This window comes from Caproicibacterium sp. NSD3 (genome assembly GCF_053613275.1).
This window is the reverse complement of sequence record NZ_CM132119.1, coordinates 303,052-328,707: the sequence shown is the minus strand read 5'-3', so window position 1 is coordinate 328,707 and position 25,656 is coordinate 303,052. Positions and strand designations below refer to the sequence as shown.

At 44.8% G+C, this 25,656-nt stretch carries 23 protein-coding genes; 8 read left to right on the top strand and 15 right to left on the bottom strand.

Features of this window, described 5'->3' with window-relative positions:
* Nucleotides 1-10: 10 nt before the first annotated feature.
* The 3 genes from ACVS9P_RS01535 to ACVS9P_RS01525 form a co-directional block, all read right to left on the bottom strand.
* On the bottom strand, nucleotides 11-676 hold the full coding sequence (locus ACVS9P_RS01535) for a DUF6305 family protein (protein ID WP_452103895.1): 666 nt from the start codon (nucleotides 674-676) through the stop codon (nucleotides 11-13).
* 88 nt (nucleotides 677-764) lie between these two features.
* Entirely contained in the window at nucleotides 765-2,549 is a 1,785-nt protein-coding gene (gene ggt / locus ACVS9P_RS01530) for a gamma-glutamyltransferase (protein WP_452103894.1), read from the bottom strand.
* 571 nt (nucleotides 2,550-3,120) lie between these two features.
* Nucleotides 3,121-4,119: a LacI family DNA-binding transcriptional regulator gene (locus ACVS9P_RS01525; protein WP_452103893.1), complete on the bottom strand. Its 999-nt coding sequence runs from the start codon at nucleotides 4,117-4,119 to the stop codon at nucleotides 3,121-3,123.
* Between the two features lie 333 nt (nucleotides 4,120-4,452).
* On the opposite strand from ACVS9P_RS01525, the gene ACVS9P_RS01520 reads away from it, so the two are divergent.
* Together ACVS9P_RS01520 and ACVS9P_RS01515 are read left to right on the top strand one after the other, a co-directional pair.
* Nucleotides 4,453-5,424 (top strand): dihydrodipicolinate synthase family protein, encoded by a 972-nt coding sequence (locus ACVS9P_RS01520; RefSeq protein WP_452103892.1) that lies wholly within the window; start codon nucleotides 4,453-4,455, stop codon nucleotides 5,422-5,424.
* Nucleotides 5,425-5,586: 162 nt separating this feature from the next.
* Nucleotides 5,587-6,888 (top strand): Nramp family divalent metal transporter, encoded by a 1,302-nt coding sequence (locus ACVS9P_RS01515; RefSeq protein WP_452103891.1) that lies wholly within the window; start codon nucleotides 5,587-5,589, stop codon nucleotides 6,886-6,888.
* Nucleotides 6,889-7,080: 192 nt separating this feature from the next.
* On the opposite strand, the gene gap is transcribed toward ACVS9P_RS01515, so the two are convergent.
* The 3 genes from gap to ACVS9P_RS01500 form a co-directional block, all read right to left on the bottom strand.
* Entirely contained in the window at nucleotides 7,081-8,097 is a 1,017-nt protein-coding gene (gene gap, locus ACVS9P_RS01510; RefSeq protein ID WP_452103890.1) for a type I glyceraldehyde-3-phosphate dehydrogenase, read from the bottom strand.
* A 117-nt stretch (nucleotides 8,098-8,214) separates the two neighbouring features.
* Nucleotides 8,215-9,075, bottom strand: coding sequence for a hypothetical protein (locus tag ACVS9P_RS01505; RefSeq protein ID WP_452103889.1), 861 nt, complete (start codon nucleotides 9,073-9,075; stop codon nucleotides 8,215-8,217).
* Nucleotides 9,076-9,095: 20 nt separating this feature from the next.
* Nucleotides 9,096-9,224 carry a hypothetical protein gene (locus ACVS9P_RS01500; RefSeq protein WP_452103888.1) on the bottom strand — a complete coding sequence of 43 codons (129 nt, stop codon included), beginning with the start codon at nucleotides 9,222-9,224 and terminating at the stop codon, nucleotides 9,096-9,098.
* Nucleotides 9,225-9,499: 275 nt separating this feature from the next.
* Here ACVS9P_RS01500 and spoIID point away from each other — a divergent pair, with 275 nt between their 5' ends.
* Nucleotides 9,500-10,543: a stage II sporulation protein D gene (spoIID, locus tag ACVS9P_RS01495; protein WP_452103887.1), complete on the top strand. Its 1,044-nt coding sequence runs from the start codon at nucleotides 9,500-9,502 to the stop codon at nucleotides 10,541-10,543.
* Nucleotides 10,544-10,592: 49 nt separating this feature from the next.
* Here the strand turns inward: spoIID and ACVS9P_RS01490 are convergent, their stop codons facing one another.
* From ACVS9P_RS01490 to ACVS9P_RS01470, 5 genes are all read right to left on the bottom strand, one after another.
* Nucleotides 10,593-11,798 (bottom strand): DHHW family protein, encoded by a 1,206-nt coding sequence (locus tag ACVS9P_RS01490; RefSeq protein ID WP_452103886.1) that lies wholly within the window; start codon nucleotides 11,796-11,798, stop codon nucleotides 10,593-10,595.
* Between the two features lie 12 nt (nucleotides 11,799-11,810).
* Nucleotides 11,811-13,199 carry an MBOAT family O-acyltransferase gene (locus tag ACVS9P_RS01485; RefSeq protein WP_452103885.1) on the bottom strand — a complete coding sequence of 463 codons (1,389 nt, stop codon included), beginning with the start codon at nucleotides 13,197-13,199 and terminating at the stop codon, nucleotides 11,811-11,813.
* Nucleotides 13,200-13,242: 43 nt separating this feature from the next.
* On the bottom strand, nucleotides 13,243-14,526 hold the full coding sequence (locus tag ACVS9P_RS01480; RefSeq protein WP_452103884.1) for an MBL fold metallo-hydrolase: 1,284 nt from the start codon (nucleotides 14,524-14,526) through the stop codon (nucleotides 13,243-13,245).
* 23 nt (nucleotides 14,527-14,549) lie between these two features.
* Nucleotides 14,550-16,181, bottom strand: a complete 1,632-nt coding sequence (locus ACVS9P_RS01475; RefSeq protein ID WP_452103883.1) for an MORN repeat-containing protein — start codon at nucleotides 16,179-16,181, stop codon at nucleotides 14,550-14,552.
* 246 nt (nucleotides 16,182-16,427) lie between these two features.
* Entirely contained in the window at nucleotides 16,428-16,610 is a 183-nt protein-coding gene (locus ACVS9P_RS01470; RefSeq protein WP_452103882.1) for a hypothetical protein, read from the bottom strand.
* A gap of 154 nt (nucleotides 16,611-16,764) precedes the next feature.
* On the opposite strand from ACVS9P_RS01470, the gene ACVS9P_RS01465 reads away from it, so the two are divergent.
* The 5 genes from ACVS9P_RS01465 (at nucleotide 16,765) to ACVS9P_RS01445 (ending at nucleotide 22,084) form a co-directional block, all read left to right on the top strand.
* Nucleotides 16,765-17,268: a tRNA (cytidine(34)-2'-O)-methyltransferase gene (locus ACVS9P_RS01465; RefSeq protein WP_452103881.1), complete on the top strand. Its 504-nt coding sequence runs from the start codon at nucleotides 16,765-16,767 to the stop codon at nucleotides 17,266-17,268.
* A 194-nt stretch (nucleotides 17,269-17,462) separates the two neighbouring features.
* Entirely contained in the window at nucleotides 17,463-18,659 is a 1,197-nt protein-coding gene (locus ACVS9P_RS01460; RefSeq protein ID WP_452103880.1) for a phosphoglycerate kinase, read from the top strand.
* A gap of 23 nt (nucleotides 18,660-18,682) precedes the next feature.
* Nucleotides 18,683-19,453, top strand: a complete 771-nt coding sequence (gene tpiA / locus ACVS9P_RS01455) for a triose-phosphate isomerase (RefSeq protein WP_452103879.1) — start codon at nucleotides 18,683-18,685, stop codon at nucleotides 19,451-19,453.
* A 101-nt stretch (nucleotides 19,454-19,554) separates the two neighbouring features.
* Nucleotides 19,555-21,069: a 2,3-bisphosphoglycerate-independent phosphoglycerate mutase gene (gene gpmI / locus ACVS9P_RS01450; RefSeq protein WP_452103878.1), complete on the top strand. Its 1,515-nt coding sequence runs from the start codon at nucleotides 19,555-19,557 to the stop codon at nucleotides 21,067-21,069.
* Between the two features lie 166 nt (nucleotides 21,070-21,235).
* Entirely contained in the window at nucleotides 21,236-22,084 is an 849-nt protein-coding gene (locus ACVS9P_RS01445; protein ID WP_452103877.1) for a YhfC family glutamic-type intramembrane protease, read from the top strand.
* A 96-nt stretch (nucleotides 22,085-22,180) separates the two neighbouring features.
* On the opposite strand, the gene ACVS9P_RS01440 is transcribed toward ACVS9P_RS01445, so the two are convergent.
* The 4 genes from ACVS9P_RS01440 to ACVS9P_RS01425 form a co-directional block, all read right to left on the bottom strand.
* On the bottom strand, nucleotides 22,181-22,567 hold the full coding sequence (locus ACVS9P_RS01440) for a desulfoferrodoxin family protein (protein WP_452103876.1): 387 nt from the start codon (nucleotides 22,565-22,567) through the stop codon (nucleotides 22,181-22,183).
* A 78-nt stretch (nucleotides 22,568-22,645) separates the two neighbouring features.
* A complete protein-coding gene (ymfI, locus tag ACVS9P_RS01435) occupies nucleotides 22,646-23,350 on the bottom strand; it encodes an elongation factor P 5-aminopentanone reductase (RefSeq protein WP_452103875.1) in 705 nt (234 codons plus the stop codon).
* 11 nt (nucleotides 23,351-23,361) lie between these two features.
* Nucleotides 23,362-24,078 carry a 16S rRNA (uracil(1498)-N(3))-methyltransferase gene (locus ACVS9P_RS01430; protein WP_452103874.1) on the bottom strand — a complete coding sequence of 239 codons (717 nt, stop codon included), beginning with the start codon at nucleotides 24,076-24,078 and terminating at the stop codon, nucleotides 23,362-23,364.
* A gap of 152 nt (nucleotides 24,079-24,230) precedes the next feature.
* Nucleotides 24,231-25,628, bottom strand: a complete 1,398-nt coding sequence (locus ACVS9P_RS01425; protein WP_452104656.1) for an NCS2 family permease — start codon at nucleotides 25,626-25,628, stop codon at nucleotides 24,231-24,233.
* Between the last annotated feature and the right edge of the window lie 28 nt (nucleotides 25,629-25,656).

Sequence of the window (25,656 nt, the reverse complement as noted above, 5' to 3'; positions counted from 1 at the left end):
AGAAGAAGTTTTACTTAAAAGCAGTTTTAAGAACATCTGGAACATCCGTTATTTTATCAACCGTATCCATCGGAATGGATTCGGAAGCCGCCAGGCCTTTCATGAGCCCGTCTTTATCTCCGTCAGCTACTACAATCGCATAGTCGGCTTTGTCAAAAGCGGGTTTAATAAACTTGTCGGACAATTCGCCGCGGCGGGTTTGACCGCCGGTATGCATAGCAATAATCTTCAATCCCTTAGCTTTCGCAGCGTCGACCAGTTTTGCAACTCGGGCTAATTCCTGATCTGCATCAATACCAGCAGCACCGAGACCTTTGGAGGAACCGCCGATCGCCAGAACCAGTGTCTTGGCATTTCCAATCGAATCCGCAGTGGCTAAATGGTCGGTCGTGGGGTCCATGTTAATCTTTTTAAATAAGGTTTTGACCATTTCTACATCAGCGCTCTGTCCAACGGAAGTCAGCAGGATCGGCTGCTCCGCGATGGGCTGCTTTAATCCTTGCACGCTGGCAGAAGCAGCGCCGGAAGCAGCAGATGATGAAGTAGTGCCGGAAGTAGCAGTGGAATGTGCCGCACTCTGCGCCGCAGAGGACGTGCCACCAGACTCCCCGCAAGCCGCCATAGAGACGGTCATCATTAGAGCTGCCGCAAACGCTAAACCTTTTTTGAGTTTCATAATTGTTTTCCTCCTGAAATTTTACTAAATGCCGAAAAGTGCCGGAAATTTTTCCTTTTTACAGGAAACCTAATTAAGATCAGAGTGCTTAAAATCCTAAAGCTTTACCGTCACGTCTAGGATCAGCCGCACCTTCAAGAGTACCGTCATTCTTGTACAAAACAGCCTGAACAGCACCCATGCCGCGGTTCCACTCTTCTGACGCTTTCATAGTATGACCAAGTTTAGTGAGAGCGTCGACTACATCGGAGCTGATGCGGGTTTCATAACTATTTGTGTTGTTGCTGTAACCGCTGATACGAGGTGCATCAACAGCTTCCTGCATGCCCATGCCATGGTCAACCACCTTAGAAATTGTCTGTGCAACGGTGGAGATGATGGTTGTGCCGCCAGGAGCGCCAAGAACCATCAGAGGGGTTCCGTCTTCCTTCAGAACAACAGTTGGGCTCATAGAGGACAGTGGGCATTTGCCGCCGGCGATGCAGTTCGGGCTCTTGGCATCGGGGGAAAAATCACCCATCTCGTTGTTAAGCATAAAGCCATAGCCATCAACACATACACTGGAGCCAAAATAGCCGTTTACTGTTTGGGTAACAGAAACCATGTTGCCTGCTTTATCGGCAATGGAAAAATGAGTCGTTTCCTGATGTTCATAAGCGAAGGGATCGCCGGCATCGACGGTCGCAGCGGACTTCTTGGTATCGATGAGCTGAGCGCGTGTCTTTGCAAACTCTTTGCTCATAAGGCCCTTCAGCGGAACATCGACATATTTCGGATCGCCCATATACTTAGCGCGGTCTGCATAAGCAAGCTTGAAAGCTTCAGAGAACAAATGGAGCTCGTCAGCGGAGTTTGCCTGCATTTTGGGCAAATCAAAATTCTCGAGGATGTTGAGGATCTCAATAATAATGGTTCCTCCAGAGGATGGAGCCGGAGAAGAAATGACCTTGTAGCCGCGGTAGGTTCCCTCAACAGGATCAACATCTTTTACTTTATAGTTAGCCAGATCATCCATGGAGAGCAAGCCATTATACTTGTTGTTCATCTCGACCATCTTCTGGGCAATTTCTCCCTTGTAGAATCCATCGGTCCCCTTGTCGGAAATAATCTGTAAAGACTTGGCGTAATCTTTATTTACAAGGTTCTGTCCAACCTCATAGGGCATACCATTTTCGCCAAGGAACAATTTTCCAAACTCTGGAAACTTCTGCATGTTTTCATAACAGTTCGTCATATCATCGGCCAGGGTGGGGGTTACGGTAAAGCCCTTATTAGCCAAATCGATAACAGGCTGAATAACATCTTTACGATTCTTAGTTCCGTATTTGTCCAAAGCATACAGCATACCGGCAACTTCGCCGGGAACACCAGTCGACTTGCCGCCGACCATATTGGCGTTGTCTTTCACTTTGCCGTCTTGGCCTACTTCCCACATTGCAGGAGTAGCGGCGCTAGGAGCAACTTCACGGAAATCGACAAAGTGGTTGGTCCCATCAGCCAGATGAATGGTCATGAAACCGCCACCGCCGAGGCCGGAGGAATTGGGTTCAACCAAACCGAGAGTAAAGGCCGCTGCGACTGCAGCGTCAACTGCGTTGCCGCCCTCTTCCATAACCTGGCGGCCAATTTTGGAAGCTTCATACTTGCCGGTAGAAACGACACCTTTTTCGCCTGTATCATTTCGTCCGGTACGAATCATTTGTTTATCGGCATCAAACAGCTTAAAATCATCCAAAGATGTGTAGGAAGCGCTGCCGCCCTGAGAAGCAGTAGAGGATGCTGATGAAGTGCTGGGATTCGTGCCACAACTAGTAGCAGAGAGTAACATGGCAAATGCCATAAGCAGGGATAATGATTTCTGAGTCTTTTTCATAAATTTCCTCCTTTTCTATTTTGGGTGCCCAGTATACCTAACGGGTAACATAGATTTGGAAAGGATTTGATTGCTCAAAATTAGCAATTTTTCCTTTCTTGTGCTATTTGTAAGTTCAGTATATCACAGTCAATTTTTGAAAGATATTTTTTCTCTTATTTATCTCAAAAATAATTTACACTTCATTCATGATTTACACCCTACGTTCACATAATTATGTAATGTGTTATTATATTTTTAACATGTTAATAATTTCTAGCGATTTTATTCTTTTTTCCCCAATTTTATCGTTAATTTAATGCTATTATTTAATATTAATAGCTATAGCAGAGCCATATAAAATCCAAATTTTTTAAAAAAATTCTTTCTAAAATTAAGAAATTTGCAAGTTTTTTTATAATTTATTCAAATCAAAGGCAGTATCACAGCGTCATACTGTCAGGTTGGCCATGTCCTAAAACTAAAAAGGGATATCACCTATTTGTAGATGATATCCCTTTTTTATAATGTATTTGTTATCTTTAATATACAGCGATTTTGGCACGCCTTTTTTCAAAAAAGTTGAAGCTGCTTACATAGTTGACTCCCTCTGTGTCAGCATCGCTGAAAAGCTGACATGCCGAACAGCAATCGGCTGAGATTTGTCCGCCTCAATCGCAGTAATCGCCATATTTGCAGCGCTGACACCGATTTCAAAGCCCGGAAGCTCCATAGAAGTCAAGGTCGTTTCCAGCATTTCACCTATCCTGTATCCAGTCATACTGACGACCCGAATGTCTTGCGGCACTCGAAGACCGTTTTCCTTTAGCGCACGCAGAACCCCCATCCCCTGAGCATCTGTTGCCGCAAGAATGGCATCCAGTTTTGCATTTTGATCGAGCAAACGCTCCGTGCAATCATACCCGTAGATCGCACCACGGTTCTTAGAAGGAAGCTCCACTGTGATCTCTTTTAGTTTATTTTCGCGGATGGCCTTACTGTAACCTTCGTAACGTTCAGCATAAGGCGAAATTTGCATAGAGCCATTAATCAAACCAATATTCCGGCAGCCCTTGCTAATCAAATGTTGAACCGCTTGATAACCAACACTGACGTTGTCAACTGTAACACTGCAAAGATTTGGGTCCAGCTGCCGAATTACTTGAACAATCGGCATCCCATCAACACTCATATCCCGAACCAACCGTTTGTTGTACCCGGTACCCGCAATAATCATTCCATCGACCAAAGTGTTTCTCAGGCGGTTCAGACATTCTTTTTCCGTGATCTTATCGTCATCGGTATTGCATAAAATCGTCGAATAGCCACGCTTTTGAGCTTCATCCTGAATTCCGGCAGTCAACTCCTCAAAAATTGAAAAGGACAACTTGGGGACAATGACCGCAATCGTATTCCGTTTTCCCTGCCGCAAACCGCGCGCAAGAATGTTGGGCTGATAGCTAAGCTCCTCCACCGCTTTTATAATGCGCGCCCGAGTATCCGGATGCACATAGGAGGTGTTGTTCAGTGCACGGGACACCGTGCTGACATCCACGTTTGCAAGTTTTGCAACATCCTTTAAGGTAGCCATATTCACAACTCCTTTGATGAAACCTCCAATTTCTTTAACTGACACCAATATTATAGCAAATAGTTGTCTATATGCAATCGTTTGCATGAAATTAATCTTTCGAAATTTTCCGTCTATCACTCTTTTTGGCCTTTCATTATAATTATCACTAAATAGTTTACACTTATTTGTTGTAAATAGATAATTTATACAAATATTTGCATGTAATATGCAATAACTTGCAGAAGAAAGTAAAATGATTGACGACAAGATTCCCTTGTGGTACAAAATAATTAAAGAGGTGCAATCGATTGCATAACCAATTCAAAACAATATGATAAGGAGATTATTCAAATGGCTAAGGTAAAAACTTTCAAAACGATCTTCCCGGCGGTCTCTGTTCCCCTAAATGATGACTACTCCATCAATGAAGAAGAATTCCGCGTATACCTTCGGTGGATCAAGAGCTTCTATGACAAAGGGATTCAGGGAATTGTCTGCAACGGACATACCGGCGAAGTCACCGGACTGACCAGAGCCGAGAGAAAAAGAGTCGTTGAAATCTGCGCCGAGGAGTGCGGAGATAAAATGACGATCATTTCTGGTGTCAACTGCGAAAACACGGCAGAAACCATTGAGATGGCAAAGGATGCAAAAGATGCTGGCGCGGACGGCATTTTGCTGATGCCCCCTCACATGTGGCTGCGTTTTGGAATGAACCCCAACGCTCCGTTTGAATACGTCAAAGATGTTGCTGAGGGCGCAGACATTGATATTATTATTCATCTGTATCCTGCCACCTCCAAGGCGTTCTACCCGGTAGAAACTCTAATCAAAATGTGCAAGGAAATTGAGCATGTAAAGTGCATCAAGATGGGCACACGTGTTACCTCCATTTACGAGCACGATGTTCGCGAATTGCGCAAACAGTGCCCGGACATTTCCTTGATCACTTGCCACGACGAAACCTTGTGTGTCAGTTGGTTCCCCGGCATGGACGGCGCACTGATTGGCTTTGCAGGCTGCGTGCCTGAACTGATCACCGAAGCATGGGATGTTTTCAAGAATCCCCAGAAGCATACACTCAAGGAAGCACAAGACGCATCCAACCGTATTTATCCGATCAGCCAAGCAATTTATGGCGGCGGCCAACCTTCCGGCGAAGCACATGCAAGACTCAAAGAAGCACTCAAACAGCGCGGTATCTTTACGTCTGCACTTATGAGAAAGCCGGTTCTTCCTCTGGATCAGAATCAGATTGACTGGGTTGCGAATGGCCTGAAGCTCAGCGATCTGCCAAAGGTTGACATGGAGCAATATAAATAATATGGTTGTACTGCGCAGTCTGCAGTTAAAATCGGATATGCGCGGTTCTAAAAACAAGTAAAATTGGCAATGAAAAGGCAGGCATATATCAGAACATATTTATTTTCATGCGCGCCTGTTTTTCTGCCCCTTTTCTCAACAAACAAGAAAGAGGAGTGCACTATGGCTTACGAAAAAGTAGATATGAGCAAACCAGTGCCCGAGCGGCTTGGCTTTGACCCTAAATCGGTCAAAAAGCTCTCCTTCCTAGAAATGCTCAAAAAGGTCGGTCCCGGAATCATCGCAACCGGCATTGTCATCGGTCCCGGAAATATTACCACCTCCGCCATGCTGGGTGCAAACTACGGATACACAATGATGTGGCTGCTGATCCCCGTCATCGTTATGGGCATCACTTTCACCATGGCATCGTATCGAATTTCCACTATGACCGGAATGCCCGTCATTCACGCAATTGACCATTATTTTGGCCGTGTCGCTGCCGCGTTTTGCGGCACAGCACTTTTTCTCGCCTGCTTCTTCTTTACACTTGGCAACATTACAGGTACCGGTGCAGGCATGACCCTGATCTTCGGTTTTGACTGGAGAATCGGTGCGCTTATTATGCTCGCTGTGCTTGCATTCTGCTACCTATCCAAGGGTGTCTACGGCAAAGTTGAAAAGGGAATTCTGATCTGCATTATTGGAATGATCATTTCCTTCTTTGCAACACTGGTGGCGACCGGCGGCCCGAATTGGGGCGCATTCGGCCAAGGCTTGACCAACTGGAAGTTCGCGGATAACTCCTTTGCTACAGCGCTCGGCTACATCAGCACTAACGCCGCCGTCACAGCGGGTATTTACGGCACTTATCTCGGCTTTGAAAAGAACTGGAAAAAAGAGGACCTTTTTAATGGTGCAATGCGCACAGATGCGATTTTCCACATTACAACCGTCGTCCTGATCTCTGGTTCCATTGTTTTGGTCGGTGCCATTGTTCTGAATCCGAATGGCATAACCATTAAAGCTCCTGCACAACTCGGGGATCTGCTTCGCCCATTCCTTGGCAATGCCGCTCCCATTATTATGGGCGTTGCCATTATCGGAGCCGGCTTCTCTTCCTTACTGGGAAACACTCAGCGCGGTGTTGTTCTGTTCAATGCTGGTGTCAACAAGGAAACCGCGTTGGATTCTAAGGCTGTCAAAGTACCCTGCTTTGTATGCCTTGCCGTCGCATCTGTGATTTGCTTTTCATACGGCGGATCTCCAACACAGCTGATCTTTATCGCAAATGTTGCAACCTCGATTGCAACGCCTGTCGCTGGACTTTTCATGGTTTTGATTCTGTGGAAAAAGGAACTGTTCAATGGCTATAAAGCACCAAGAGTATTGCAGATTTCCATGACCGTCTGCTATCTTTTCGCAGTCTATATGACCATCAACGCACTAACCGATCAAATTCCAAAGCTCATTCATTCCTTCTAAAAACAGCGCGGACATACATCATACTTAACCTTCTTTAAGCCGTCACCTTCTTAAAAGATGACGGCTTTATTTTTATAAACCAGAGGAATAAACATGCGGCTTCAATAAAATAAAAAAGCACCCCTTATTAAAGCATAAAAAATACTCTAATAAGGGGTGTCGATTATTTGTTATACGATAAAAAAGCCATTATCAGGCATGGTCAACTTTGCTCATATGCTCAATCAGCATAAGAACCTTGTTGCTATAGCCCCATTCATTATCATACCAGGAAATCAATTTGACGAAATGATCATTCAGCATAATCCCGGCACCGGCATCAAAAATGGAGGTATGCGGATCGCCCAAAATATCGGAGGAAACAATTGGATCTTCGGTATAAGCCAAAATTCCCTTCATTTGTCCTTCGGAAGCTTCTTTTACAGTCTTGCAGATCTCATCATAAGTAGTGGATTTTGCAAGGCGGCAAGTCAGGTCAACTACAGAACCGTCCAAAGTCGGAACACGCATGGACATACCGGTCAACTTTCCTTTAACATCCGGGATAACCAAAGCACATGCTTTAGCAGCACCAGTGGAGGAAGGAATGATGTTACCGGAAGCCGCACGGCCACCGCGCCAGTCTTTTTTAGAAGGTCCATCAACGGTTTTCTGGGTTGCTGTAGTGGAATGCACCGTTGTCATCAGGCCTTCAACAATTCCAAAGTTATCGTTGATTACTTTGGTGAGCGGAGCTAAGCAGTTTGTCGTGCAGGAAGCATTGGATACTACATTCATATCGGAAGTGTAGGTCTCCAGGTTTACGCCGCAAACGAAAGTTGGGGTATCCTTGTCCTTTGCAGGAGCAGAAATAACAACCTTCTTTGCACCGCCTTTCAGATGTGCGGAAGCCTTTTCAGTGGTTGCAAAAACGCCGGTAGACTCTACCACATATTCAGCGCCAATTTTTCCCCACGGAATATCTGCCGGATCTTTTTCTGCAAAAACAGCAATCTTCTTTCCATTGACAATAAGCTTGTCCCCATCATCACAGATGTCACCATGGAAGCGGCCATGCATGGTATCATACTTTACGTTATATACCATGTAGTTCGGCTCCATAAAAGGATCGTTAATCCCCACGACCTCAAATTTGTCCGGCTGTGCAACCGCAGCTCTAAAAACAAGACGACCGATGCGGCCAAAACCATTGATACCGATTTTAATCATTGGATTTACCTCCCGAATTAATTTCTGCCATTAGTGTATCGCATTTTTTGGTAATTTACAAGTATTTACGGTGGAATCAGCACATTGTCTAAAAATTATCAATGTTTATTTACGCATTTAATGATTCCCGCTTTTGAATAAAAAATTCGGTTTTGCTTCATATTCCTTCTGCAAAAAATCAAGAACGGTTTCATAAGAAGAAATCGGCGTCGTTTTTAAAGTTTTCAGAATCACAATCACATACAGAGACATCGGGAACAATAGCCCATGCATACCGGGCAAGGTTTCCCCAGTAGGATTACAGGAAAACAGCATTGCACAAAGTTCCGGCAAAGAAGCGGAGAACCCAAAAAGTGCCGCTGCAAGTCCCGCACGATAAAACGTAGGAAGAGACGGTGCTCCGATTCCACAAAGAATTTTTGCCTGTTCAAAAAAGAAATACAGAAAAAAGCAAAATGCAATCGTTAAAAAGAGGCTTTCCGGTAAAAGAATCTGCGCGGAATTTTTACGGAACTGAACAATCAGTACTGCTGCACACCAAAGGCATGGCAATAATGCCAGATAAGGATGATCTTCATAAAAATTCTGCCCGGCACCACTTGCACAGCCAAGGACTACCAGCGAAAGTCCGGCTGCAATTCCCAAAATCAAGAGGAGGATTGTCTCTATCGTAAAAGAACCGACAGCCGCATAAATAGACTGAATAATCAGGCAAGCACCGCATAAAACAGCGACCACCGCCTGCAAAACGCTGCGTTCGGCACGCCAGATTTCTCTCTTGGTCCCACGAAAAAGGGCAAAAATTAAAACAGTCCCAACAAAAAGGCAAATCATTGTGAGCAGAGAAAAGATTCCTCCATCAGAAAAAAACAGGGTTCCGGCAGTCCCCTTCTGCAAAAAAATAGCGATACGCAGTCCAAAAATCAGGACAGCTGCCAAAAAGAAGCTGGTAAATCCTGCTTTCTTTGATTTTATCATCACAAAAACTCCTATCGTTGTCAACTTAGGCAATATTCCTGCCGCTTTGCAGCTTCCAATTCTTCCATATCATTATACAGACCAAATTTCTTTTGGTCAACGTCATTGCTTTCGCGAAATTTTTCACAGGAAGCATTCCTCTTGTCCATTATAAAGATGTTTACCCGGTATACTCAACTTCCACCCTTTTTTCACGAGATTTTCAGGATATCAGGAATATCCGGCTAAAGAATGTAATAATTTTATAGCAGCCCCCTGATAAAGTCAATATTATCCCCTATCCTGCTTGTCTCAAAATGAACCTGATTCGACTGATTCATTCATTTGTTTTTCTCTTTCACTTGTTCTTGAAATTTTATTTGATCGAAAATAAAGGAATCTGATGTGATTCATGAATAGAAAAAGGAAGGAGCCTGATTTTACTTTGAAAGGTACCATTGCTTTGCTTGTCTTGTTCTTTTTATTGCTGCTGCTCTTGCCGTGCCTTGTCTTTTTCGGAAACGGTTCTCGAAACTCCTCCTCAGAAACTCCAAGCGTTTCGAGCAGCATCTCCTCTTCCGCCATTTTACAGACTTCAGAAAGCAGTGCGCCTGTTTCTGCAGCCCCACTGGCAGAAACGGGACAAACAACCTTTTCGGTACTTGATAAAACGAGTGGAACCGTGCAGTCCATTTCTCAGAGAGAGTTTTTAATCGGCACCGTCAGCACCGAAATGAGTCCAGATTCTCCTCCAGAAGCTTTAAAGGCACAGGCGGTTGCCGCCAACACCTATTATCTTCGGCAGCAGCAGGTTCATCAGGCAAATCCGGATCCAGCCCTCTCGGGGGCAGACTTTTCCTGCGAAACAGGAAAATGGCTCACCTATGCCGATGAGCAGCAGCGAAAGGATCGCTGGGGTGATAATTATCAAAATTACGAAGCAGCCGTAGAGCAGGCCGTAGATGCCACCATAGGCCAAGCACTTAAAATAGACGGACAACTTGTGGATGCGACCTACTTTGCAATTAGTTCCGGTGAGACAGAAAACGCCAGTGATCTTTGGGGTGGCGGGCAATCCTGTCTCGTCAGCGTTGCAAGTCCCGAAGATTGCTTTGATCCCGGTTTTCTATCTACAAAAACGCTTTCGTCCGACGAAGTAAAAACCGCAGCGGAATCTTTAGGCTGTACCATGGACGGGGACCCCTCTTCATGGTTTGGCGAAACGAATCGCAGCAAAGCCGGAAATGTTTTAACCCAAACGCTTGGGAATCAAACAGTAAAGGGACAAGATCTGCGCTTTGCACTGGGACTGCGCAGTGCAAATTTCACATGGACTTATGAGAATAATACTTTTACCTTTACCGTAAAAGGATACGGGCATGGGGTTGGAATGAGTCAAGTGGGTGCCAAAGCAATGGCACAAAGCGGAAACTCTTATGGGGAAATTCTTTCGTGGTACTATCCAGGATCTTCACTAGAATCTGTTTAAAAGAGCGGAAAACCAAATTGGTTTTCCGCTCTTTCTCTTTATTGTGAGATTATCCAAGTTGTCTCGAAATGTTCACGTCACAGAGCTGTTTGATGCTGTAAACAGCCGCAATCTCTGTAATTCCATTTTCTCGTATATATTGAGAAAGATCTCCCGTATAGTGCCGCAGATCAACCGCATCAATCTCGGAAAACTGATCCGCCAAAAATGGTACCATTGAATTAAAATAGCTGTCCCGCAAAACCAACAGTTTTTTTGAGCTCTTGGCCTTGGGATTCCGAATCACATCCAGATTATGATTGCCGCCGAGATAAGTGCTGTATTTATCTTTTCCGCTAAGATAGCTTTCCCAGTAAATTCCGCTTCTGGTCTGTCCATTTGTCTCTTGAGTCACATTTTCCTCTCCCTTATAGTAGGGAAGCAAAAAGCAATCTGCCTCCTGCGCTGTAAGCAGTGCTTGGGAATAGAGCGTCCCATAAAAGTCGCCCTGATCCTTCAACGTATAGGAAGAGAGTGGAATTGGCGTTTCCCCCATCGCTTTTGTCAAAACAGAATATCCCTCATATGCCCCATAAAGATTCCAATGATGGTCCGTCTTAAAGTAATAGTCATAGCTTGATTTATGTAAACTCAACGCATCAAATAGATTTAAAACTTTTGCATTGGGAATCCCATCAAATTTAGTCTGCACAAGGTTTAATGCCTGTGTTTGATCGTAACTCGGTGCGTTTTCAGGAAGCCACTCTGGCTGTTCCTGAGCACCGGAAGGCACCGGCATCACGTAAAATGGAAGCCCAGTTTCCTCGGCAAAGTCTGCCAACGCCTGCACATTTTTCTGAAGCGTGCGGTCGGGAGGCAGCAAGACCTCATAAAGATGTCCTTCTTTTCCGAGATAAACGCCGCCTTCCGGTGGCTGCTGCATATAGTTTCCGCTTAAATCTTTTTGTCCCAAAGCTGCCTTTTCATCGGCATTGAGCTCTACCAGCTGTCGTCTCCCCGAAAACTGATCATTTACGAAATCATTGATACTGCTTTGAAAGCTTCCATCCGAAATCTTAGACAAATCCCACTGTAAGGAACTTGTGAGCGAACGATTTTCCTCCTGCGAATAAGTCTCTTTTGGTCCAAACAAAATCCAACCAAATGAAAAAAAGCAAACAGCGAGAATCAATCCCATGGAAAAGAGCTGCTCGCCGCAGGGCTTTTTGCCGGATTCTGCAGCAAAAAATGTGCGGCCCTTCTTTTTTTGATTCAATCCGCACACCTCCTAAAATTTCGCATAAAGAAATGTTGTGAATCCGTTACCGGCCATTGCAGAAAGACTCAATAGCAACAAAGTTGCAAATCCTGCGCTCCAAAGAATTTTCCCCGGCATCGACCGACACATCTTTAAAAACAGTCTGTGCGGAAATTCTGTACAAAAGACGGCACTGATCAATAATAATGGCCAAGCAGTGGAAAGGAGATACAGCCCTAAAGGATCAACTCCAGGTGCACCCCCAAACATTGCTCCCAAAGCGCCGACTGCACGCGCAAGATCGGTATGGCTAAAAAGTACCCAGCCCAAAACTTCCGCTAAAAATGCGTAAAACCAACAAATTCCTTTCGGAAGCCTGCCCCAAAAATTTTTAAGGCTGAATTTCTCCAACATGATTAAAATTCCGTAATAGAGTCCCCAAAGGACAAAATTCCAGCTGGCTCCATGCCAAAAGCCTGTTAAAAGCCACACGACAAACAGGTTCCAGATGGTGCGCGCCGTTCCCCGGCGGTTTCCGCCCAAAGGTATATAAATATATTCTCGAAACCATGCTCCAAGAGTTACATGCCAGCGGCGCCAAAATTCCGAAACACTAAGGCTCTCATAAGGATGCAAGAAATTTTCCGGCGTCTCAAATCCAAAGACTTCGGAAAGTCCGATCGCCATATCGGAATAACCGGAAAAATCGAAATAAATTTCAAAGGTAAACGCCAATGCGCCAATCCATGCAGCTAAGACACTTGGCTCTTCATAAAACTGTACCCGCGCAGAAATCTGTGCCAGTAAATCGGCAATCAGAACTTTTTTAAAAAGACCGATTCCGAATCGAGTAAGCCCATGGGATACTTTTTGAAGGGTAACCGGGTGATTTTTGAGCTGTGGCGCAAAATCACGATAGCGAACAATCGGCCCTGCCGTAATTTGTGGAAAGAACGTAAGATATAATCCAAAATCAATCAGATTTTTCTGTACCGGTGAGTCGCCCCGCAGAACATCCACTCCATAGCTGATACTGCGAAATGTAAAAAAGCTGATCCCCAACGGCAAAATCAACGTTGGGGCCGAAACCGAAAGATCAAAAAGGTGATTAGCGGTATCCACCGCCATGGAGCTATATTTAAAGACGCCAAGCAAAAGTACACTAAAAATGACATTGAAAATCAAAACCACTTTTGCTTTTTGGGGCGTCTTCCGAAAAGTTCCAATCAGTCTTCCACAAAAATAATCCACCAGTACAGCGCCCAAAAGGAACAGCAGCTGCCAAATACCACCCCACGCATAAAAGATCAGAGAAAGCACGAACAACCCGCCGTTTCGAAAACGTTCCGGCAAAAGCAGCGCTACTATCAAAGAAATCGGTAAAAATAACGCAAGAAAAGGCAACGTATTCAGTGTCATATCTTAAAAGGTTCCTTTCTCGATCTCTCAGCTTTCAATATTATCAATCACATAGACATCCGCGCAAAGTGGAAGGCCCAATCACATAAATCCCACAAGGCAGATGCCTTTCTCCGCTAAATCCTTTTTGATTTCCGGGACAGCGCAGTGCCAAGCCAGGGCGTTCCTGATCATAGCAGGTAGAAACACGGTTGCAGGAGCAGCCGGTCGTCTGATACCACGCGCAGGCAGAGCAGTTTGTACAATGCTTTACGCCCGAAAGCTCCGCATATTTTGGTGAAATTTTTCCGCCCGCCGGACTTTCTCCATTGGAAATCAAGATATGTGCAGGATTCAGCTCTAAAAAGCGAGTACTCCATCCAGACTCCATGCCGTGATGGGGTGCTTTTAAAATATAATAATCCGAATAAAGGGAATCCGAAATAAAATCGATCACTTCTGCCGGGGCATCTCCGGTCATCAAAATATCATCACAAGTCGCCTGATGCTTGCGAACATTCTGAAAAACAATCCCTGCCGCATTGATCTGTTCGGAATAAGCTTCGCGGACAAGCGGCTTTTCCAGATACTCACAAATATCTAAAGCCACCGGCTGCTTCTGCAAAATCGGAATTAAATCGTCAATTCGATTTAAAATTGCCATCGTATGAGCAACATCAGCTTCTCTTACTGGAGCATGATCGCACATCTCCAAATAAGCTCTGCAAAAGTCTTCTTTCAGCTCGACAAAATCCCGCACACAATCCGGCAAAAAAGGGGAAGCAAGCATCACGTTGAGTTCTTCCGAAATTTCCACGAATGCTTCCTGAAAGAGAAACCCTGTCCGTTTTGGCCAAAGCACCTCATATTCCACATCATCAAACAGGAATCGGTCCCCTTCTCCCAGTGCATAGAGTTTTCCTCCCAAAAGGGCCCGCATCGTCTGGAAAAAGATTTTAACTGCCGCCGTATTCACCTGACCATAACCCGTGCGCCTTGTCATAAAAGCATATGCAATCAGAGAAAAATCAAGCAATAATGCTTTTCCATTTTCATCTGCAGGGGTGCAGGGAAGATAGCACGTTGAAAACCATCCCGGCCTTTTTTCAAGAATTTCCCGCATGCCGCAGAGATGATCTCTGTGATAGTGGGTCAAAAGAAAAGCACGACTCGAAAAGCCATCGTATCGATTGAGAAGCGCCGGATCCACATAGCTGCGAAAATCTACCTCTCCCTCTCGAATCTTTCGGTTGGTACTGCCGCAGTCAACCATTAAAAGATCATTGTGATGGCCTCCCAGCACAATACATTCTCCATATTCTACATTGTGCATTTCGAGCCATTCCATCGCGCTTTTTTCCCCCGATCCTTTTATTTTTTCTCTGTAACCAGATCAACCGGATGTCCATCTTGATAGAGCACGCCGGAAACAAATTTTCCTGCTCTCCACACACCAGTACGCAAAAGCTGCCCTTTCCCGCTGTGTTCTTCACAGACACCGTCCGCTATGCCATTTTTAAAGTTTCCGGAAAGTTTTCCTCCTCCGGCAAGATGCTGGATTCCGCGGCCTTCCCACATATCATTTTGAAAGCTGCCTTCATAGCAGACAGCACCATTTTGATATTCTGTTCCCTGCCCGCAGCGCTTTCCATTCTCCCACATGCCGGAATAGGTCAGATTGCCCTCGGAATCAAAGGCCGCACCTGTTCCGGTCGGAATATTATCCTTCCAGCGGCCCACAAAAACAGAGCCGTCCTTTGCGCTGAAGCTAACTCCCATCCCTTCGCGGAGATTCTCTTTCCATGAGCCGACATAACAGATTTTCCCCGAACGATAATAATAAGTTCCAAAGCCGTCGCGCTTATCGTCTCTGTAATTGCCCTCATAGGCTGTATCCCCGTTTTCCATAGCGGTTCGGCCTTTGCCTTGCCGCAAACCATCGATCACACGGCCAAAATACCGATAATCTTCATTTGCACTCACAACAATTCGTTTTGCAGGAATCATCTCGGCGATCTCGGGTTCCGCTTCCCTCGTTGGCAGTTCTTGTTTTTTCTCCGGCTGTATTTCCGGATCTTCCGCTTTTGGCAAATGATCTTCGGGTGCTTCTTTCGGCTTTGTTACAGCTGTTTCTATGTTTACTTTCTCTTCAGAAAGCGTTTTTATCTTTTCCTCTTCCGAATCTGCAATTTCAATTGCTGCGGATTCTTTGGGCGGTACTGCTTCAACAATGACGTCCTCATTTTCATCTTGGTCTTCTTGCTCTACCGTCAACGGCACTGTTTTTGCTTCAAGATGTTCTTTTTCTGCGGGCTGAACCGGATCCAGCGCATGATCATTCGGCACAAACTGAAAATCGATCGGCTCCATCTTTACCGGCTTCCAATCCGGTTCTTCGCTGTAATCCCCTTTGGAAAAATCCCGTTCGACAGCTGCTCGGCATTCCAGTTCTTCCTGGGTTTCATAGCCAAAAATTCCATCCTGCGTACGCGCGATCACCCGCGGACTTCCTGCAACAGTATCCACTAAGCTTCGACGGGCTGTCCCCTCTTCCAATTGGACGGGATATAAAGCTTTTTTACGGTACTTCTTTATCGTTCGATCATACTCCAGCATAGAGATTCCCTCTTGAGAAGGCATCAGCACTACCTGCGGCCTTTCAAGGTTTCCGGTATAATACGCCGTGCGCTCCCATTGCTGCTGCCCATTAAAAGTAGTTTTTGATCGAACAGCGCCGGATGGATACCAAGAAATCACTGCCCAACCATTTTTTTGCGGAATCGCTTTTTGAAAAATCTCTCCGGAGCTCTTCATTTTCCATAAAAAGTGATGGTCAGCAAGGTGATATTTGGCGCTCAAGTCTGCACCAAATTCCTCTGAACTGATCTCTCCACGCTGGGCAATTTTTTCCCGGAACCAGTTTTGGCGCACTTTCCCCAAGAGATCCTGTCCGTCCTCGCAGAAACGCGCACAGGTTACTGAATAAAAAACCGGGTCACTCACCACTGCCGCCATCCTTTCAAAACCAAAATTCAACAAAATAGTCCATATTTATTATAAGAAAAGCGTTTGCATAATGCAACCTACTTTGCAGAATTTCCTTCTTTAAATGAAAGGAAGATAGACCATTCCCAAAAAATATGATATATTTAATGCTTAGAAAAGCAATCCTGATATTCTACCTCAAAAAAATAAAAAGGCCATCCGGTTTTTCCGGACAGCCTAATGCCAAAGGAAAAATTCATTTCATTAACCGCGGATTGCCGAGCCGACTTCATCAACAAAGCCGTTAACAGCCTGTGCTGCCTTATGGGCAGTTTTTTTCAGCTGGTGGTTATTTTCCATTGCCTTTCCTCCAATAACTACAGCGGCAACACCAACAGCGGCGCCAGTGGCGATTCCTTTTACAAAACCCATTGTATTCTTATACATTAGATACAACCTCCCGAATAAAATTGCGGAACCTATAATTACAAGTCCCATCTTCTATCATCCCCTTCTAGAATGGTTTTATGGCTTGAAACATTCGGTGAAATAATTGCCATCTCCTGTTAAAATAAATAAAAAGCGAAAGGAAGTTCCCTTCATGTCAAAACTCAATATTGTTCTTGTCGAACCCGAAATCCCACAGAATACCGGAAATATTGCACGTACCTGTGCATTGACCGGTGCCCGGCTCCATCTGGTCGGCCCCATGGGATTTAAAATTGACGATAAAAAATTAAAGCGCGCCGGCCTTGATTATTGGCATCTGCTTGATATTTCCTATTACGATAGTCTTACCGATTTTTTTTCGGAAAACGACGGAAATTTTTTCTATTTTTCCACAAAAGCCCGGCACATCCACAGCGATATCTCCTACCCAATAGAAAACTGCTATCTAGTTTTCGGAAAAGAGACCGCTGGTCTGCCTGAAGAGCTGCTGCTCAAAAATCCGGAATCCTGCGTACGAATCCCTATGCTCAACAATCCAGACGCCAGAAGTCTCAATCTTTCCAATTCCGTTGCAATCGGCGTTTACGAATGTCTGCGGCAATGGGGATATCCGGAACTTCTCGTCAAAGGAGAACTGCATCGGCTGCACTGGTAAAAACGATCATGAATGAAATCCTTTTTTCGGAAAAAAATAAAACCATGTTTGAAATAAAAAGTTTGTTAAATTTTTAATTATCTTTTCCAAATTGCCCTTTGGTTGCTTGAAAACCCGTTTGGGGCGTTGTATAATAAAGTCAATTTAAAGATTCTTTACCTATCTGGAAGCGAAAAAACGGAAGGAGAAACACCATGAACTATCTGAACAAAAAAACAGTTGAGGACATTGATGTAACCGGAAAAAGAGTTCTTGTCCGCTGCGATTTCAACGTTCCCTTTGATGATCATGGAAACATTACCGATACCAAACGCATTGATGGTGCAATGAAAACGATCCTTTACCTTGTCAATCACAAGGCAAAAGTAATTCTCTGCTCTCACCTCGGGCGCCCAAAGGGAGAATTCAATCCAAAGTATTCCCTTAAACCCGTCGCAAAATGCCTCTCGGAAAAACTTGGTTTTCCTGTAAAAATGGCAACCGACGTCATTGGTGAAAGCGCTCGTTCGATCGCCGCTTCTTTAAAAGACGGCGAAGTGGAACTGCTCGAAAATGTTCGTTTCCATAAGGAAGAAGAAAAAAATGATCCCGCTTTTGCAAAAGAGTTGGCTTCTTTAGCAGATATTTATGTAAATGACGCTTTTGGAACCGCACACCGTGCTCATGCTTCTACAGCAGGCGTTGCCGATTATCTTCCGGCTGTCTGCGGCTTTTTGATTCAAAAAGAAATCACCATTATGGGCAAAGCGCTCTCCGATCCCAAACGTCCCTTTGTTGCAATTTTGGGAGGAGCAAAAGTATCGGATAAAATTTCCGTCATTACAAACCTGCTCACAAAAGTCGACACTTTAATTATCGGCGGCGGCATGGCTTACACATTTCTCCGCGCGAAAGGCTATTCAGTCGGAACTTCTCTTTGCGAAGAAGATAAAGTTGATCTTGCAAAAGAGATCATGGTTTCTGCAGAGAAAAAGGGCGTCAAACTTTTGCTCCCCGTAGACAACAAGATCGGCCATGAGTTTAAGCCGGATACCGAAGCAAAAGTTGTCGATTCCGACCAAATTCCAGACGACTGGATGGGCCTCGATATTGGACCCAAAACGCAAAAACTTTTTGCCTCTGCTATCAGTGGAGCCGGAACCGTTGTTTGGAACGGTCCTATGGGACTTTCCGAATGGGAAAATTTTGAATCCGGCACAGTAGCGGTTGCACAAGCAGTTGCCGACAGCGGTGCAATTTCCATTATCGGCGGCGGCGATTCTGCTGCTGCAGTCGAGAAATTCGGTTTTGCCGATAAGATGACTCATATTTCCACAGGCGGCGGCGCTTCTCTTGAATTCCTTGAGGGAAAAATTCTGCCGGGAATTGCCTGCTTGAACGATAAAGACTAACCACATAAGAAGGAGATTTTTCCATGAAAAAATCATGCCGCCGGGCGATAATTGCCGGCAACTGGAAAATGAATAAAACGCCGAAAGAAGCAGCTGAACTGATCCGCGGAATTCTGCCGCTCGTAAAAGATGCAGACTGCGAAGTCATCTGCTGTGTCCCTTATGTTGATCTTCCCGTAGCATTGGAGCTTACTCATGGAACCAACGTAAAGGTCGGTGCCGAAAACTGCCATTGGGAAAAGAGCGGCGCCTATACCGGTGAAATTTCCGCCGATATGCTCGCTTCTATGGAAGTGCCCTATGTGATTATCGGCCACAGCGAACGCCGAACCTATTTTGGTGAAACCGATGCTACCGTTAACAAACGAATTCGTGCTGCACTGGACGCCGGTCTTTCCGTCATCGTATGTGTTGGAGAATCTTTGGAGCAGCGGGAACAAGGAATTACTTCGGAACTGGTTTCTATGCAGACAAAGATCGCTTTAAACGGTGTTTCCGAAGAAGAAATGAAGCGAATGATTATCGCTTATGAGCCTCTTTGGGCAATTGGGACCGGCAAAACCGCAACTTCAGAGCAGGCAAACGAAGTCTGCTCGGTCATTCGCAACACCCTTAAAGCTCTTTATGGCGAAAAGGTAAGCGAAGGAACCACTATTCAGTACGGCGGTTCCATGAAGGCAAAGAATGCTGCGGAACTTTTGGCTCAGCCTGATGTGGACGGCGGTCTCATCGGCGGCGCATCTTTAAAGCCGGATGATTTTGCTGCAATCGTAGATGCTGCTTCAAAAGGCTAATCATAAATTATTAAATTTTCGGCGCGGATCGGGCGTTTCTGCCCTGTCCGCGCTCTGTATATCAAAGCAGAAAAAGGATTCTTTTAAAGGAGGAACTATTTATGGCTAAAAAGCCTTTAATTCTAATGATATTGGACGGTTTCGGAATTGCCCCTCCCACTGGGAATGCCATTGCCAGTGCCAACAAACCGAATCTTGACCGTCTCTTTTCCGAAAATCCCATCACTCAGATCGGCGCTTCCGGATTAAACGTGGGACTGCCGGATGGCCAAATGGGCAACAGTGAAGTCGGTCATACCAATATTGGTGCCGGCCGCATCGTCTATCAGGAGCTCACCCGCATTACAAAGTCGATTCAAGACGGCGATTTCTTCGAAAATCCGGCTCTCCTCTCTGCCATGGAAAATGCAAAACAAGAAGGCAAAGCCCTTCATCTCATCGGCCTGCTCTCAAGCGGCGGTGTTCACAGTCATATTGAGCATCTCTATGCACTTGTAGAAATGGCAAAACGCATGAATGTAAAGAATGTTTATATCCATGCACTGCTGGACGGCCGCGACGTTCCTCCAACCTCCGGCAAAGGGTTTGTAGCTGCCTGCAATCAAAAACTTTCACAGATCGGTGTCGGCAAAATTGTGACTGTGATGGGCCGCTATTATGCAATGGACCGCGATAACCGCTGGGAGCGCGTGGAAAAAGCTTACGCTGCCATGGTATATGGAGAAGGCAACTTTGCCGATTCTGCCGAAGAGGCGGTAGAAAAATCCTATCAGGAAAAGGTAACCGATGAATTCGTGATTCCCGCGGTCATTGACAAGAGAGGCTGTGTGAAATCCGGCGATTCCGTAATCTTCTTTAATTTTCGCCCTGACCGTGCCCGCGAAATTACACGTACCTTTGTTGATCCCGATTTTTCCGGTTTTCCGCGCAAAAAAGGATTCTTCCCGCTCACTTATGTCTGCATGACGCAGTATGATGCTACCATGCCCAACGTGCTGGTCGCATTTAAACCGGAAAGCCTTAAAAATACGATGGGAGAATATCTCTCGAAAAATGGGATGACACAGCTTCGGATTGCAGAAACCGAAAAATATGCCCATGTTACATTTTTCTTTAACGGTGGTGTAGAAAAGCAATATCCCGGCGAAGACCGCATTCTTGTCAAATCGCCGAAGGTTGCTACCTATGATTTACAACCCGAAATGAGTGCATATGAGGTCACGGACAAGTTGGTAGACGCTATTCATTCCGGGAAATATGACGTTATCATTTTAAATTACGCTAACTGCGATATGGTTGGGCATACCGGTATTTTTGCGGCGGCAAAAGCTGCCGTAGAAACAATCGATCAATGCGTTGGAAAAGTAGTCAACGCAATCTCCGATATGCACGGCGTTGCCCTTATCACCGCAGACCATGGTAACGCTGATAAGATGGTGGATGAAAACGGAAACCCCTTTACGGCACATACCACTAATCCGGTTCCGTTTTGTGTCATCGGATACCCCTGCAAGCTGAGAAGCGGTGGCCGCCTAGCGGATATCGCTCCGACAATGCTCAAAATTTTGGGACTGCCGCAACCTACCGAAATGACAGGGAAAAGTCTAATCATTTAAAATGTAATTTTAGAAAAAGCCGTACAGGCTTAAACTTGTACGGCTTTTTTTATTGCTTTTTGCTTTCTTCAAAAATATTTTAATTTGACATTTTACTTAAAATCGCCTATTCTTTATTATGTTATGATTTTTTCGGGGAAGTCTTTTCCAAAAAGGAGTTTAAAACATGATTCCAAGCATAAACATCGCCGGTATGGGATTTATTATACTGGCATCTGTGATATTACCATTCGGCCTTTATTTTTATTTTCATGCACGATTTCAAAATTTTCGAGTCTATCCGGTCATTTTTGGACTTGCAGCATATTTGTTTTTCGGCTATGCCATCGAAGACGTTATGGGGCAGCAACTGCTGTCTCTTCTAAACGCATTTCCAACCACCAACCCAACACTTTACGTTGTGATGGTTTTGCTGATGGCTGGCCTGATCGAAGGCTCCGGTATGCTGACCTCTGCTTTTCTGCTACGTTCGAAAATCTGCCGAGACAAAGCCCCCGCTTCTGAAATTGGTATTGGAATCGGCTTTGGAATTGCCTTTGGCGGATTAAAATCAGCATTGGAGTTTGGACTTTATCAGATTTCGACCCTTCGTGTTGCGGCCACAGTCAATAGTCAGGGCATCGACACTGTTCTCCAGAGTTTTACAGATGATCAAAAGATTCTTGCTCAAAAACAAATTCAAGCGATTGCCGATATCCAGCCTTATCTATATTTTGTTACCGGCATAGAGCAAATTTTTATGATTTCTCTTCAGATTGCATTGGCAGTATTAGTGTGGATGGTTATTACACACCGTTTGAAATGGTACTTTTTCCCGATTGCCATTATACTGCATATGCTTGCTTTAGTCCCCACCGCACTTTCCGCAGCCAGCGCTTTGGATTTGATTGTAGCAGAAGTTTTATTTGCACTGATTGTGATTGCAGTCATTTTTCTTACTTACTGGCTTTATCGAAAATATTGGGATTTGGTTCCGCCAATTACGGAACAACCGCGTACTTCTCGAAAAAAATAAGCTTTTTTCGAGTCCTGAAAAAGCCAATTTCCCAGCAAAAAAATAAAACTTGATTTTAAAAAATCCCCGACAGAATCTTTCCTGTCGGGGATTTTTTTATAATTCTTTTCTCCAAAGTCCGTGTAAATTGCAGAAGCAGTCTGCGCCGGTTACTTTTTCTCCTATTGAAAGACAAAATTCCGCTTCCGGCCGATCTCCCGGAGAAAGCCAATGAAGCTTTCCTCCATGATTCGTTTCAAGAAAAATCCACTCAATATAATGTGCGTCCACCATTGGGTGATCTTGCACACTGATATGCACTTTGGCCGTATTTCCAGTGACAGTAATAACCGGCAAATGCCTTTCGGCACTTCCCTTTGCGTTCGATGGTGCTTCTTCCAAAGCGTTTTCGCATTCATTCTGCACTGAACCTGGATGCATTTGCAGATAAACCAAATTGCTTTTGCCTTTACATTGATAAAATTTAATTTTCGATGAATTCATATTCGTAAACCTCCTTCTAAAACAATCTATGCTGCTCCCAACGATTGTTCCAAAGAAAATAAGCCGTGATCTTCAATTTTAGATTACAAATCCACCGTTTACTCCCAAGATCTGACCGGTAATAAAAGAGGAATTCTCATCTGCCAAAAAAGCAACTGCCTGCGCAATTTCTTCCGGCATTCCCAAGCGTTCCAGTGGTGTCTCCTCCGCAAGCTCCCGAAGTGTTTCAGCACTATACTGTTGATTCATCTCTGTAAGGATAACTCCTGGAGCTACCGCATTCACCCTAATATGACTGGGTCCAAGTTCTTTTGCCAGCGCTTTTGTCAGGCCAATGACTGCTGCTTTTGCCGCCGAATAATGCACTTCGCAGGAAGCGCCCACTTGTCCCCACATGGATGAAATGTTAATAATACTCCCTGTTTTTTCATGAATCATATAAGGCAGTGCACATTGGCAGCAATGAAACACACCGTCTACATCGACGGCAAACATCCGTCTCCAATCTTCCTCGGTCAGATCCGTAAAAAGTTTTTGCTGTGCAATTCCCGCATTGTTCACCAAAACATCTACGCCGCCTGTCCTCTGGAACATTTTTACCACCTGTTCACGATCGGACACATCTGCTTCAATTGCGATTCCATCAATTTCTTTTGCCAATTCCAATGCTTGTTCCTTACTATGTTGATAGTTGATCGCCACCCGAAATCCTTTTTTTGCTAAGACCCGACAGCACGCCGCACCGATTCCGCGGCTGCCGCCCGTTACCAATGCCGTTTTCATATTTCTTCACCTCATAAATTATCTGTTGCCATCATGATTGCTGTCAATGCCGCAAGCGGTGCTGTCTCTGTACGGAGAATGCGGGGGCCAAGGGTTGCCGGAACGCCTCCGGACTCTGTTACCATTTGGACTTCTTCCTGTGAAAATCCACCTTCCGGCCCAATAAAAATCGTCACTCTCTGATCTTGCGGGCTTAAAAGCGTTCGAATTTTTTCTCCGCCGCCTTCATAAAAAAGGACTTTCTTCCCTTCCGCATTTTGAACCGCTTCTTTAAACGAAACAATTGGATCCACTTTTGGGATCATTCCTCGTCCGCTCTGTTTTGCAGCTTCCAGCGCAATTTTCTGCCACCGCGCAATTTTCTTTTCCGCCGCTTTTCGATCCGGCCTCGATACACATCGGGAAGTTTCCATCGGCTGAACTTGACTTACTCCAAGTTCCACCGATTTTTGTATAATCCAATCCATCTTATCATTTTTTGGCAACCCCTGACAAAGAGTCACTTTTACAGTCGGTTCCGCAAAACTTTGTTGGATCTCCATAATTTTTACTCGCACAAAGTCTGAGTTCATCTGAGCAATTTCTCCTAGGTAATCATTTCCTAAGCAATCACACAGCGTGATTTTTTCTCCCACGGTCATGCGCAGGCTCTTCTCAATATGCTTTGCATCTTCTCCCTTAATAATCGCTTCATCATCAGGAATTGTATCAATAAAAAAACGTGGCATTTTATCTCTCTCCTGTCACTCTTGTTCTAAAGTAATTATAGCATGGAGCCATTTTGATTGCTATGGAGATTTTTACTTTTGGCTTTGTAAACAAAAAAACGATGCTGTTTTTACAGCATCGTTTTAAAGCGATTATTTCAAAAGAATGCTTTTTATGCGATATGCATCGCCAGCGTAATAATACGCAGAACAAACAAGCCACCAACAACATACATAATGGGGGAAATATCTTTAATCTTACCAGTGAAGATCTTGATGATAACCCAAGAAAGCATTCCAAACATGATGCCATTTGCAATGGAATAAGTAAACGGCATCATGATGATTGCAAGGAATCCGCCAACTGCATCGGCAAGATCTCCGGAGAACTTCATCTTCAGAACACTGCTCATCATCAGCAGACCAACAAAAATCAAAGCCGGTGCTGTTGCAAATCCCTGAATCGAAGTAAAGATCGGATAAAGCGGAATTGCAACCAGGAACAAAACGCCGCTGGTCACTGCCGTCAAGCCGGTACGTCCGCCTTCTGCCACACCTGCAGAAGATTCTACAAAGCTGGTGACGGTAGAAGTACCAAGGCATGCGCCTACAACAGTGCCGACTGCATCGGAAAGGAGTGCACGGCCTGCTCTCGGCAGCTCTCCTTTTTCGTTCAGCAAATTTCCTTTGGAAGCAACACCAATTAAAGTGCCGACCGTATCAAACAAATCAACAAACAAAAACGCAAACATCACGATGACAAAATTCATCGGATTGTGTACCACATAATTAAAGTCAAACTGCATAAAAGTCGGTGCAAGCGACGGGAATGGTGTGTAATTTGCAAAAGACGGGATATTGGAATAAACTCCCGCTGCAGGGTTGACCGCATACCAACCGGAAAGCTCTGCAAAAATACCAAGAATCCAAGTTGCCAAAATTCCAAGAAGGATAGCAGCTTTCACATGATAATGAGTCAGAACACCGATCAAAATAACACCAATTAAAGCGAGAACAACGGTAGGAGAAGCAAAATCACCGAGTGCAACCAAAGTAGAAGAGGAAACTTTTCCATCAACAATAGAAGCATCCGACCGAATGATTCCTGCACCTTTCAGCCCGATCATCGAAATAAAGAGGCCAATACCAGCAGTGATTCCATATTTGAGGTTTTCCGGAATTCCGTTTACAATCTTTTCACGGAATTTGCAAAGGGAAAGCAAAATGAAGATAAAGCCTTCTACCAGAACCGCAGTCAATGCGATTCTCCAGGCGCCATCTCCCAATCCCATGCCAAGGCATACGGAATAGGTGAAATAGGCATTCAGTCCCATGCCGGAAGCCAAAGCCACCGGGTAGTTTGCGAAAAAGCCCATCACAAAAGTTGCAATTGCTGCAGACAGCGCTGTTGCAACGAATACCGCGTTTTGATCCATCCCTGTTAACCCCAACAAGCTGGGGTTTACCGCCAAAATATAAGCCATCGCAAGGAAGGTTGTCAGGCCGGCCAGGATTTCAGTTTTTACGTTGGTACCGTGCTCTTTTAGCTTGAAGATTTTTTCCAAAAGTATTCACGCTCCTCTTTCACTCTCGATCTTT